11 protein-coding genes are annotated in these 12,170 nt (G+C 37.3%); 4 read left to right on the forward strand and 7 right to left on the reverse strand.

Annotated elements, in window-relative coordinates:
- Positions 1 to 182: 182 nt before the first annotated feature.
- The 3 genes from G4Y78_RS02905 to G4Y78_RS02915 form a co-directional block, all read right to left on the reverse strand.
- A complete protein-coding gene (locus G4Y78_RS02905; RefSeq protein WP_268935089.1) occupies positions 183 to 719 on the reverse strand; it encodes a PAS domain-containing protein in 537 nt (178 codons plus the stop codon).
- A gap of 259 nt (positions 720 to 978) precedes the next feature.
- Positions 979 to 1,257, reverse strand: coding sequence for a c-type cytochrome (locus G4Y78_RS02910; RefSeq protein ID WP_163836368.1), 279 nt, complete (start codon positions 1,255 to 1,257; stop codon positions 979 to 981).
- Positions 1,258 to 1,665: 408 nt separating this feature from the next.
- The gene (locus G4Y78_RS02915; protein ID WP_163831500.1) at positions 1,666 to 2,100 is read right to left on the reverse strand and encodes a hypothetical protein; all 435 of its coding nucleotides are present in this window, start codon (positions 2,098 to 2,100) and stop codon (positions 1,666 to 1,668) included.
- Positions 2,101 to 2,222: 122 nt separating this feature from the next.
- Here G4Y78_RS02915 and G4Y78_RS02920 point away from each other — a divergent pair, with 122 nt between their 5' ends.
- Complete coding sequence (locus G4Y78_RS02920) at positions 2,223 to 3,524, forward strand: IS701 family transposase (RefSeq protein ID WP_163831508.1); 1,302 nt, start codon at positions 2,223 to 2,225, stop codon at positions 3,522 to 3,524.
- Here G4Y78_RS02920 and G4Y78_RS02925 read toward each other — a convergent pair.
- The 4 genes from G4Y78_RS02925 to G4Y78_RS02940 form a co-directional block, all read right to left on the reverse strand.
- The gene (locus G4Y78_RS02925) at positions 3,513 to 4,121 is read right to left on the reverse strand and encodes a hypothetical protein (RefSeq protein ID WP_163831510.1); all 609 of its coding nucleotides are present in this window, start codon (positions 4,119 to 4,121) and stop codon (positions 3,513 to 3,515) included. The two genes, G4Y78_RS02920 and G4Y78_RS02925, sit on opposite strands and share 12 nt — an antisense overlap.
- A 248-nt stretch (positions 4,122 to 4,369) precedes the next feature.
- Positions 4,370 to 4,882 carry a DUF4166 domain-containing protein gene (locus tag G4Y78_RS02930; protein ID WP_163831511.1) on the reverse strand — a complete coding sequence of 171 codons (513 nt, stop codon included), beginning with the start codon at positions 4,880 to 4,882 and terminating at the stop codon, positions 4,370 to 4,372.
- 32 nt (positions 4,883 to 4,914) lie between these two features.
- Positions 4,915 to 5,901, reverse strand: coding sequence for a cytochrome d ubiquinol oxidase subunit II (locus G4Y78_RS02935; protein ID WP_163831513.1), 987 nt, complete (start codon positions 5,899 to 5,901; stop codon positions 4,915 to 4,917).
- Positions 5,902 to 6,009: 108 nt separating this feature from the next.
- Positions 6,010 to 7,380 carry a cytochrome ubiquinol oxidase subunit I gene (locus tag G4Y78_RS02940; protein ID WP_163831515.1) on the reverse strand — a complete coding sequence of 457 codons (1,371 nt, stop codon included), beginning with the start codon at positions 7,378 to 7,380 and terminating at the stop codon, positions 6,010 to 6,012.
- A 329-nt stretch (positions 7,381 to 7,709) separates the two neighbouring features.
- Between G4Y78_RS02940 and G4Y78_RS02945 the strand changes: the two genes are divergently transcribed.
- The 3 genes from G4Y78_RS02945 to G4Y78_RS02955 are packed head-to-tail and all read left to right on the forward strand — an operon-like array spanning position 7,710 to position 11,500.
- Positions 7,710 to 9,593: a sensor histidine kinase gene (locus G4Y78_RS02945; protein ID WP_163831517.1), complete on the forward strand. Its 1,884-nt coding sequence runs from the start codon at positions 7,710 to 7,712 to the stop codon at positions 9,591 to 9,593.
- A gap of 12 nt (positions 9,594 to 9,605) precedes the next feature.
- Positions 9,606 to 10,964: a sigma-54-dependent transcriptional regulator gene (locus G4Y78_RS02950; RefSeq protein WP_163831519.1), complete on the forward strand. Its 1,359-nt coding sequence runs from the start codon at positions 9,606 to 9,608 to the stop codon at positions 10,962 to 10,964.
- A 56-nt stretch (positions 10,965 to 11,020) separates the two neighbouring features.
- Positions 11,021 to 11,500 carry a paraquat-inducible protein A gene (locus G4Y78_RS02955; protein ID WP_163831521.1) on the forward strand — a complete coding sequence of 160 codons (480 nt, stop codon included), beginning with the start codon at positions 11,021 to 11,023 and terminating at the stop codon, positions 11,498 to 11,500.
- The last annotated feature ends 670 nt before the right edge of the window (positions 11,501 to 12,170 follow it).

Here is a 12,170-nt window from a genome sequence, read left to right on the forward strand (position 1 = left end):
TCTCAATTAAGTTTCCATGCTGTTCAAATATACAGCAGTTAATGGCTTAGGTATAGTGATAATTAGGTAATAATTTGTCTTGCTCTTTAATGACTGAAACTGCCAAACGAATCCAAGCTGGCTGAGCTGACTTAACTAAGTTCAGCTTGAGTTCACCAGTCCAGGACTGATTATTTTTTACGTTATGAACAAATAGCTTCCTTTAGCGCTGGGTCAAGACCGGATTTAAATAATTGAGCAGGTTTGTTCAGAATTTTTGTCGCAGGCATTGTTGTTATTTTTTTGTAGGTTTGATTTACATAAACGACAAATCCTTCTGGATTTGTCAAGATTACTCCAAATGGGCTTTGATCAACTATATGACTTAACCTTAATAGTTGATCTTCATTAAGCACTTGACTAGTAATATCTTCTCCAACCAAAGTTACGGAATGAGAATGATGGGTTAGAGCAGGGCTGTAAGTTATTGTCCAGTTAATTATTTTGACTGAGTTTTCGTTGCATTGTAGTAACGTAGTATAACAGCGGAAACTCTTCTGCTGCATAAAAGCCTGGTTAATTTTACTCTGAAGCTGGTGACGTAACTTTTCAGGAATGAAAATTTTCATAAAAGATTTGCTAACAACTTGCTCTTTACTAAAATTGGTTAAAGATAAGAAAAAGTTATTACAAAATTCAATAATACCATTCTGGTCGACAGTAACTGCTACAAGCTGAATTTTTTAAAACTTGTCTATAACTTTCTGCATACTGATGTAAGGTTTGTATTTGCTTGTTCTTTTTATGAAAATAGGCAAGTACAGTTGCAGCAAAAAATGCTAATACACAAATTGAGCTATATAAAGAAAGATATCTCGGGAGCTTGCTCCCGCGAAGTCGAGCTGAAGGAATTTTTTTAATAAGAACTAACTTTATGTTATTAGATCTATAGAATGAATAATGTATTGCCATTTGTACATCCTATACTAGCAATGTAAATTAGCTATCCTCTTCAGGCATCCTTGATATATAGGCTGCTAAGGCTTCTATATCATTACGAGACAGCTTTTTTGCTATATCAAACATAGGAGAATGTGGCCGATAGCTGTTATTTGTTTTGAATTCTAATAAAGTGTCAGTCAGATATTGTTCTTTTTGTTTAGATAGCATAGGTATGTTTTTGTTACCTTGCCCTTGCTTGCCATGGCATATAAAGCAGGCAGTATCAAAAATTTTTTTGCCTCGTCTACTTAGTTTAGAGTATTTTTTTGCGTTTATTTTTTATTTCAGATTTTGAATAAAATATAGCAATATCAACTTTCTCTTCCAGAGAAAGATCTGCAGATACTTTCCCCATGGATTGACTTTTTCTCTTGTCTAGGGAGTAATTAATGAGCTGTGTAATAGTATACTCAGGGTTTTGAGAAGCAAGACTGGGAATGTTGCCTTTTTGGCTATTTCCATCAATTCCATGACAATAAGAGCATATGAATACTTTGTCTTTTGCAGAGGATATTGCATTGTGTAAAGCAGTTGGGTTATTAAGTTTCTGCTTTAAAATTTCATTAAACTGCTCATTGCTCGCATTTGCTAACTGAAAAAAAATATATTAATGATTGTCAATGTGAGCATTTTCATAGATACCACCACCTTACCATCCGTTGAGAATATACCGTCCATGTTTTCTTAGGCAGTAACAGCGCTTGGTTTTGATAAACTGCTGGGTTGTCTTCTTTTAACATCGATGATCAGAGCCACAATAACTGCTAGAACAAGTGATACTATTAGTGAGGCTAAGTACATTAAGACAGTTGAGTTGGAAGATTCAGTGATAGGTATTAAGTCTTGTTTTTTTACGAGCCATATTGTTGAATATGAATTATTATTTATCTCACTAAATAAAATTTTTTCGTATTTGAATTTATGATTGGAGTTTGTAAAGATGCCTTGGTTATTGCTTTGCATGACTTGCCAAAGCTCAGGATATTTATGATTAAAAAGGTGGTCAGAGTCCAATAGGCTGGCTGCATTTGGATTAAAAGCTGTTACGCCGTCCTGGCTGATAACTAGATACTCTTCTCCTTTGATGGGATTTAAATTATTAACTAGTCCTGCTGCCAAGTAATTTATTAATAATACCCCTTGTCTATTAGTACTGAAGTTTCACCATTCCAGTAACAAAAAAGCCCCTTTTTTGATATGTTAGTTTTCGCCAAAAAACAACACCCAAAAAAGAGGCTTCAGTGCAAAGTTTAATCGATCTTCTTAAGGAATTGCAAACTCAAATTAAGCAAAATGGAGAAAGAAAGGCACTATTTGTTTATACTTTGATCGCCATTATGCTACCAGTAATAGGTTCCAGAGCTTCACATATCTACCGAGCAATAACAAAGCTCTTTAAATATAACGTCACCCTCCGTCGATTCTATGGATTTATGGCTTCTCCTAAGTTAGCTTGGGATAAATTATGGCCAATTGTCTGGCAAAAAATATTACCCTTAAATCAGACAGAAGGACCTATTCTGCTTGCCACAGATGATTCTATGTTGCCTAAAACTGGAAGAAACATATTTGCTTGTGGCAAACACTTTGATCATGCAGCTAAACAAAATCAGTCGCGTTATATCTGGGGGCAAAATATTGTCAAACTGAGCTGCTTAAAAAATATTCACGGTCGTTGGGCTAGTTTACCTCTAAACTTTCGTTTTTATCAGCTGAATAAAGATGTCGCTAAAAAAGACTTTCAAACACGGATTGATCAAGCAATTACCATGATATTACGTGTAGTTAAAGTATGTGGCCATCGCTCAGTATTGTTAGTCTGTGATAACTGGTTTGGTAACGGGTCATTATATTTGCCTTTGAAAAAAGCACTTGGCGAACAGTTTCATCTCCTCTCTCGATTGCGTTCGAATAGTGTCTTATATGATCAGCCTACTCAACCCAAGAAAAGAAAAAGAGGAGCGCCTAGAAAGTACGGCAAGCGTCGTGGCAATGTAGCAACTCTGGCAAGGCGACATAAAAGAAATGCAACAACGTATCAGGTTAAGCTCTACGGTAAGACCCGCGCGGTACAGGCTTATACTGAGCTAGTGATGAGTCAATCGTTAAAAACACAGATTAGAGTCGTGTGGATTTATTCCGGACGAGCTTCTTGGGTTGCTCTCTACTCAACAGATACCTCTTTAACGGTGACTCAAATAATTGAATGGTACGGTGCACGCTGGAAGATTGAAGCTGGGTTTAAAGAGTTAAAACAGGAATTAGGGAGCTTATCTTGTCAGGCTAGAACAGAGCATGCCGTGACGAACCATCTCCATTTTTGTATGATGGCCATGTCATTGCTTTGGTTTTATGTGGCACAACAGTCTAGTAAACCTACTCGTCGCCACTCTGTTGCAAACCGGAGCTCTTTCGCTTTTTCTGATATCCGCCGTCTCTTTGCGGAAGAAACTGAACAGGAAAAATTCAGCAAGGGTTTGGGGATATTTACCAAAACCCATGATAATAATTTAATTAGTACTATGCTTCAGTTAGTGGCTTAAATGTTTTGGTGAAACTTTAGTATTAGTAGTAAGGTCAAGTTTTATAGGTATACCAATACGAATGGTTGCTTTTAAAGGTAGCTCAACTGCATCAGCTTCTATATTCCAGTCTAATTTAGATATATAAAACTTATCTGGAGGGCTTGAGTATATGTCTGTGAAGTAATAACGATTCGACTTGTCTTGTAATTTGTCATCTGTGACTTTAACTGCACTATTTTCATTTTTATTTAGGCGTAAAATTTCTTTTCCTTTGGTATTAAGTATTCTAACTTGATCGTAAAATCCTCTTGTCTCAATCATAGACTCAAATAGCTCAATGATTGTCTTATCTTTTGCTACATTGCTACTATCAGTGGTGTTATGAATGATGTTTGCAATAAGTCGTATATCTTTTTTTATGTTATTTATACGGTCTAGTATTGCAATTTTAACGTAAGAAAAGTCATTGGTAGTTTCTTTTTTTTGGTTGTTTTTATTTTTTATAAGATTATTATTTATGGCTATAATGGTTGCGGCAATGATAAAATGTGAAAAAAATATTATTACTAAAATTGTGGTAAAATTTAGTTTTTGTCTTTCGTTGATTCCCTTCATATTGACTCACCATTTATTATGTTAAGGCTATCTGTCCATGTAGCCTGTATGGTAGCTCTTGTATTTTTTTATATGTATTTAGAGTAATTTTAGCTTAAAAATCCTTATAGTGGTTAGGTGAGTAAGCAATTGATTTGTTTTAATAGTTGTAAACCATTAATAGCATTTGTTATTTTTCATATGAATGATTTTCTGTTAGTTGTTGTAAGCAGTTGTTGTTTATTAGAAAATTATTCTTAGTATGTCATTTAAATTAGCTTTAGGTCGCCATTATAACTGATAAGCAAGCCAATAATAGGTAAGCTTATAGAAACATGGAATCTATATAATTCATTATATTCCATTTCATATGCAGTGAGTGTTGGACTGAATACTTTAGGAATTGGTATACCAAACACTGATGTTTTTACAACATGGTAAGAAAGCTTATTATCTTTAATGTTTAGTTTAAGCAGTAAACTGATAGGACCTAACTGTTCAGTTAAAAATTCTCCCGCTATTTTAAAGTTGCTGGTCATTATATGGTTTTCAAAATGTCTTTGCCATTTCATACTGTCTTCTGTATGGTTGCCATACACCTGTAAATTACAATCAGTACTAGCTGGTGGCATTTTTAGTATATTGGCGATTATATTTCCAAGTCTGTTACCTCGTTTAACGATTGCCTTTCCTTTTAAATATATGTCCCCTCTGTGAGCTTGCTCTAGCAAGGGTGGTAGATTGTTGTAAGATTCGCCTAAATGTTTCTGTAAAATATTCATATACTCTTCTCGAATGATTTTTAGGCTAATTTTTAGTAAGCTCCTGCGCTGTCTGGTTTGCCGGAAAATACTTTATAACTGTAAACCGTATAAACAAGCACTATAGGTAGTAATAGTGCAACCCCAACTAAGGCAAACTGTAAACTATTTTCATTACCCATTGCTTCCCAAATGGTAAGTTGTTCTGGAATAATGTAGGGGAAGACAAGGTTTAACAGGCCTAGATATAAAATCAATAAATAACCACAAAACAATAAGAAGGTCTTTTTAGATTGGTTATGAGTACTGATATTGCTTCTTATCGTAATAAAGCTAAAAAATCCTGTGACAACAAGAACTATCCATTTGTAGCTAATAAAAGCAGCAACAAACGCCTCTTCCGCCCAGGTAAAACCACCAAAAAAGCTATATACAACAATCAGACAAAGAATACTGAATAAGACAATCATTTTATTCGCGATAGAGTTACATTTTTTCTCAAGCATAGACTCAGTATTAATTTGTAACCATAAGCTACCTAGTGTGCAATAAGTGATGGCTATTAAAGATCCCATGGCTAGGGAAAAAGGATGTAACCATATAGGAATCAGTTGCTCGGTATTTGCCTGTAAGCCAAGTAGAACTGAGCCCAATATAGTACCCTGGCTAAATGCGGCGATGGTTGATCCGGCAAAGAAGCTAAAGTCCCACCATACACTACTTCGGTCTGCCTTAAAACGATACTCAAAAACAACGCCACGAAAAATTAGAGCGAAGAGCATGAGGAAAACTGGGATATATAGAGTCCCTAAAACCAGGCTATAAACTTTAGGGAATGCAACCAACAAACAAACACCAGCAAATACCATCCAGGTTTCATTACCATCCCATACATGTTTGATGGAATGCAGGGCTGTCATTCGTTCTTGTTTACTTAGCCATGGATAAAGAATTCCAATACCAAGGTCAAACCCATCCAGGATAGCGTAAACAAATATGCCGAAAACAATCACTAATAACCATACTATTGCTAAGTCCATAAAGTTTTACCTTCAGCTTAAAATTCTCTCTTTATATTTACACACTTTTATGCAGGTTTAACTTGCTTGGTATGCCCTTCTCGAATGATTTTTTAGGACCTGTTGTCACTAAAAGCCATTCGCTTTGGCTATATTGCTGGTGGCGACTTCTGTAGTATTTCCTGAGCTAATAACTTCTGGCCCTTGACGTATTAGCTTCTTGAAAAAATACAAGTAAACTCCAAATAGCAAGGTGTAAATGATCACGAAACCGATTAAGCTGATGAGAATTCTTTCAGCAGGTAAAGGGGTTACTAAGTCACTAGTGCGGAATAAGCCTTGAATTAACCAGGGTTGTCGACCCACTTCTACAACATACCAGCCGGCTAGTGTGGCGATAAAACCTAATGGTGCTGACCATTTCAGAATTGTTAAATAATAGCGGTTACTAAATAGAGAGCCTTTTTGGGCCAGCCATAGACCTAAGTAAGCTACGGTTAGTAAAAAGACGCCAATGCCCAGCATCAGACGAAAGCTGTAAAAAACCACTGCAACGGGAGGATGTTCATCAGCTGGCACTGCATTGAGGCCTTTTACAGTACCTTCAGTGTCGTGGGTTAAAATTAAACTTGCCAGCTTTGGAATAACTATTTCATAATCGTTTTTCGCTTGGGCTTGATCAGGAATAGCAAACAACCGCAGACCTGCTCCCTGTTCTGTTTCCCAAATGCCTTCCATTGCAGCAACTTTGACAGGTTGGTGTTCTAATGTGTTAAGACCATGTAGATCACCCACAAAGGCTTGAATAGGAGTCAGTACCACAAGCCCTGCAACCGCGATCCCTAAGCTTTTTTTAGCAAATGGTTGATGGTGTTTTTTTAGCAAGTAATAACTGGAAACGCTGGCTATCACCACCAAAGTGGTGATAAAGCTGGCAATTAACATATGAGCAAAGCGATAGGGAAATGAAGGGTTAAATATCACTTTTAGCCAGCTGGTTACTAGAATTTGATTATTATCAATAATGACGCCAGCAGGAGTATGCATCCATGAATTAGCCGCCAAAATCCAAAAAGCAGATAGGATGGTACCCACGGCTACTACCACGGAAGCACCAAAATGGATTTTCTCGCTTACTCTATTCCAGCCAAATAGCATTATGCCTAAAAAACCAGCTTCTAAGAAAAAAGCGGTGAGTACTTCATAGTTAAGTAAAGGGCCTATCACAGGTGATGCTAGTTCAGAAAATTTATTAAAGTTGGTACCGAACTGATAAGAAAGTACCAGGCCAGATACGACCCCCATCCCGAAAGTAATTGCAAAGGGTTTTATCCAGAATTTTGCTTGTTGTAAATAAACTGGCTTTCGGAGCTTTAACCAGAGCCCTTCCATGATGGCAATATAACAAGCTAAGCCAATAGATAAAGTTGGAAAAATAATATGGAAACTAATGGTTAAGGCAAACTGAATACGGGAAAGTACGGCGGGGTCTAATTCCATGATGCTATCCCCTAGCTGGCATTACGTTGATTTTGCGCTAATTGAATTAAACCAGGAAGCAACGCTATAGTGATGATCAATCCAGCAGATAGTAAGTCCATCATAAGAACGCTATTATTCATCTCAGCCTACCTCTCAACATGCTTTAGTTATGATTACTGCTTGTGCTTGTACTAGTTACACTACAAAGAACATGCCAGTTTTAAACGTCAAGTAAATTGCAATGATTTAGCGCAATGTAACTGGCTTTGGTAGAATAACTGTAAACGTCATTTACAGATTAATGAGAAGCAACTATCAACACTGTTAACACTGAAGCAATGGCTTTAATGACCGCTTTTTATGCTTCCATGAGCTTGACAGTCATTACGGCTGTATTGGCAGGAGCCTGGTTAATTGCTAAGTCTGCCCAGCATAAAGTACTGCAACCTTTGGCAGGGTTTTGTTTGGCCATGGCGGGCTGGTGCGCAGGGCACTTATTGGTGCAGTTTGATGCTGGAGGCTGCCAACAAGTCGGTTTAGCTTTATTATTAGCTAATCCATTTATACCTACTTTTTTTCTGCATTTCACGCTTCGTTTTATAGGTGACACCAGTAAGCCACAAACTTCACCAGCACTTATAAAAACCATGCAGCACCGGATAACGATTTGGTATTGGTTAGCTGCGGTAATTTCTCTTATTAGCTGGCTGGTTGCTGATGACGACTGGTTGCAGCCCTGGCTATCATTTAATGAATTTGTTCGGTTGGAGGGGTTTGGCTGGGTAAATTTAGCATATACAGTACTTGTTGGGTTAGAAGCGCACTCGTTACTGGTTTGGGGATGGCAAGTCAGTTCAGCAAATAAACGGCGATCAATTGTTGCCATGTTTATTGCTGGGGGCTGGGGATTACTGTTAGCCACTAGTTTCGTGTTTCCTTCGGTGAATATTAATGTGTTTCCCTATCCAATGCTGCTATTGCCAAGTTATGCTGTCTTGTTGGTTTATGGCGTAACTCGTTATCAGCTGGTGGAAGTCAACCACTGGGCTAGAAAAGCCATTAACTGGCTAGCTTTAGTGACGGGGCTTTTTATTGCTATCGCACTTTTTAGTGCTGTTGCGGGTTCAATAGGGATAACGGCTTTTGCTGAGGTACCACTCATACAACTCTGGCTTTACTCATTGTTTGTTTTAGCTGTAGCCTGGATGTTAAGCCAGCCAGCTCACTTATTAGCGGATCGAATTATTTATCCAGGGGCGCACCTGGATCAGGGAACTATAGATCAGTGGCTAGCCACCATGCAGCAATGCCAGAGCTGGCAATTGTTAAAAACAACAGCTGAAGAATTATTACAACAGCATGTGGGTCGATTATTGAGAGTGGAATTTGTCGTAACAGAAAAGCATCATGAGCCAACCATCTATTGTTTAAATGAGTCAGATTGGGAAATAAAGTTAGTTGGTTGGGAAGATCTAACACCTAGTTTGCGTCATGTAGGTGAAGTTTTTGCTGCTTTATTATTAAGTAGTGCCCGTTTACTTGAACAACGTTTTCAAATAGCTAAACAAGAAAAACAGCGGCTTGCTGAGCAGCATTTAGTTGAACTTGGTAGTTTATCTGCAGCAATGGCTCATGAACTGCGTAATCCGCTTAATATCATTTCAATGGCAGCGGTTCAAACAGATAAAACCACCCGTAGTTATATTCAGGCACAAGTAGCAAGAGCAGATCAATTAGTGAGCGATATGCTCAGTTATTCTGGTAAGTTGGAACTTAACTGTGAGATAAATAAGCTTGCATTGATTATTTCAACTGTCGCCAGTTATATAGAACAAAATTACCAAGTGAAGATATCAATAGATATTGAAAGTGATCTAGCTATCTATGGCGACTGCGGAAAAATACAGCAAGTGCTAACTAATTTATTGGAGAACGCAGCTGCTTTTACACGTAACCAGCAAAATCCACATATTTTAGTGAGCGCAAATAGCATCCAAAAAAATAATAGAAATATCTGTTGTGAAATCGTTGTGCATAATAATGGGCCTGCAATCACTGAAGAGATGAAAAAGCAGTTATTCACACCCTTTGTGAGTAAACGAGCAGGTGGTAGCGGTCTTGGGCTGGCAATAATTAAGCGCATTATGGATGCGCATGATGGTTATATTTATCACTCAGATTCCATGGGTTGGAACTGTAGTTTCATCTGTCAGTTTCCATTTCCTGATTGAGCAAAAAATACAATGATTAATGAGCATATCCTAGTGGTTGATGATGAGCCGGCATTTTGCGAGTTATGCAAATTATGGCTGACTCAGCAGGGTTATGAGGTATCGGTTGCTGCAGATACTGAACAAGCTAAACAGGTTTTAGCACAGCAATCGATAGACCTTATTTTACTTGATCTTGCATTACCACCTTCTTTTACTCCAGAAGAAGGGCTACGTTTAATTCCTGAGTGTAAGGCTCCTGTTATTGTAATGACAGGGCATGCTGATAGAGAGTTGGCTTTAACGGCTATTAAAAATGGTGCCTGGGATTTTTTAGCCAAACCGTTAGACCCAGAAATGTTAGCAGTTGTAGTAAAGCGCGCGTTGGTTAAGCATGAGTTAGAACAACAACTAAACCAGTTACGTCAGCAATTAGTAAAAGATGATGATATGGGGCTGGTAGGGGGTAGTGAAAATATTCAAGTTACCAGGCAATTAATTGCGCGTATTGCACCGACTGATGTACCCGTATTAATTACTGGTCCTTCAGGTACAGGAAAAGAAATCATTGCGAAAGCGGTTCATCAACATAGTAACCGAAAAAAACAGCCCTTTATTTCAGTGCATTGTGGTGCTATTCCAGCAGATTTATTAGAGAGCGAGTTATTTGGCTATAAAAAAGGGGCATTTACTGGCGCAGATAAAGATCGCGATGGCTTGATTACCTTAGCAGATAATGGAACCTTATTTTTAGATGAAATAGGTGAAATGCCCAGTGCTATGCAGGTTAAGCTGCTAAGAGTGCTGCAAGAAGGGAGTTTTTATCCTGTAGGTGGTAGAGACTTGATTAAAGTGAATATCCGTATAGTTAGTGCAACAAACCGTGATTTACCGAGTGCTGTAGCTGTTGGTGATTTTCGAGATGATTTATTTTATCGAATCAAAGGTATAACCATTCAAACCTTAAGTTTACAGCAACGTAAACAGGATATTCCCGCGCTTATCCAACATTTTTTACTTCGTTACAATGTAAAAAATCAAACAGCAATTACTATCCAGGCAGATGCATTGGCTTGGCTGACTAACCATCATTGGCAAGGTAATATTCGAGAATTAAAAAATACAGTAGAAAGCCTAGCTGCTATTTCTCAGGGAAAGCATGTCACCTCTGAGGAAATTAATTTCCTGTTTGCTGCGGATAAAGTAACACCAGCAAAAATGACTGATGAGTCATTAGATCGGCAAGTGAAACAATTGGAAATCCGTTTGATTACAGCAGCACTTGAGCAAAGCAATGGTAATAGAACGCATGCAGCACAAAAACTAGGGTTATCAAGACAGGGATTACTAAAGAAAATTGATCGGTATGGTTTGAATACTCATCGGGAATAATTTTAAATTGCTGGTTGAAATGCAGCCAGCTATTATCATTAGTAAACATCGTGCATATGAAATTAGTTACAATTCTAAAACTTGGCTGGTTGGTTATATCTGTCCTGATTGTATGTGGTATGTTTTTGCCTTTATTTACCTTGGAAAGGTTCTATTTTTTAGAAAATCAAGTGTCGCTTGCTTCAATCGTTATCGAGCTGCTCAGTGAAAAACAACTGATTTTGTTTCTGGCGGTCTTTATTTTTAGTATTGTTATTCCTGTTTTTAAGCTGTCGCTAATTTTTATTATTCTATTTGGAAGTCAATCTTTGCAAAAAAATAAAAGATATATCAAAATCCTCCAAACCTTGGGCAAATGGTCAATGTTAGATGTATTTATTGTGGCGATTATGCTGGTTACAATTAAGTTTGGTGTTATCGCTAATGTGACAGTGCACATCGGTCTTTATCTTTTCACTTTTGGTGTACTTGGTAGTATGTTACTTACCCAGTTGTTGTCAGCATGTTCTGAACAATTGCAATGCCACTCAGAATAGACACACCAGAAACAAATTGTGACTTATTTCAAACTTAAGCATTGATCGTTCACAACCACAACCACAACCACAACCACAACCAGGGCTATTCTTCCAGCTCTTTCCACCCTATGTAGAACCTAGGGTGCTGTTGGAACAGTGAATGAACTGCTAGAGGCCAATATCGAGCGAACATCTAAAAAATATCTTAAACTTCAATAAGTTATGTTTAGCTGGTAAGTAATGAGAAGCTGTAGGTAGATATACAGAATTAGTAAGTCTTTTTACATAAAGTAGCACTAAAAAGGTATTAGTGTCGTGATATGTTAAAACATGACGTAAAAAGTTGGTTCAAGAGTGGTATTTAAGCCTCATTTTGGCTTCAAAAAATAGCTTAATGAAGATACGATAAACTTTAATAGTGAGTAGTTATTCTATTAGTTTTATTTATCAGTACGATAGCTTTTTTTTGGTGGTTTTTAGTCAAAGGTGCAAGACATAATGGAATAACACAAAACAGTTCTATTGAATTTTATATGTATAGAAGGATATTTACCCATAATTTACTTCGGTTAATACATATATTGGAACTAAAAAATACTTTTATTGGCTATGTGACCAACAACTCAAAGTAAACAACTTGCTAATGTAAGTAGTGATCTAAGAAAAAGCCTTAACTTATAAAGGTTTT

Source organism: Spartinivicinus ruber (assembly GCF_011009015.1).
In the GTDB taxonomy this organism is placed as follows: Bacteria; Pseudomonadota; Gammaproteobacteria; order Pseudomonadales; family Zooshikellaceae; genus Spartinivicinus; species Spartinivicinus ruber.

Excerpts from the sequence above, each read along its gene's own strand:
- G4Y78_RS02940 (WP_163831515.1), bottom strand. The coding sequence starts at position 7,380 with ATGGAATTAGACCCCGCCGTACTTTCCCGTATTCAGTTTGCCTTAACC.
- G4Y78_RS02930 (WP_163831511.1), bottom strand. The coding sequence starts at position 4,882 with ATGAATATTTTACAGAAACATTTAGGCGAATCTTACAACAATCTACCA.
- G4Y78_RS02925 (WP_163831510.1), bottom strand. The coding sequence starts at position 4,121 with ATGAAGGGAATCAACGAAAGACAAAAACTAAATTTTACCACAATTTTA.
- G4Y78_RS02955 (WP_163831521.1), top strand. The coding sequence starts at position 11,021 with ATGAAATTAGTTACAATTCTAAAACTTGGCTGGTTGGTTATATCTGTC.
- G4Y78_RS02950 (WP_163831519.1), top strand. The coding sequence starts at position 9,606 with ATGATTAATGAGCATATCCTAGTGGTTGATGATGAGCCGGCATTTTGC.
- G4Y78_RS02935 (WP_163831513.1), bottom strand. The coding sequence starts at position 5,901 with ATGGACTTAGCAATAGTATGGTTATTAGTGATTGTTTTCGGCATATTT.
- G4Y78_RS02945 (WP_163831517.1), top strand. The coding sequence starts at position 7,710 with ATGACCGCTTTTTATGCTTCCATGAGCTTGACAGTCATTACGGCTGTA.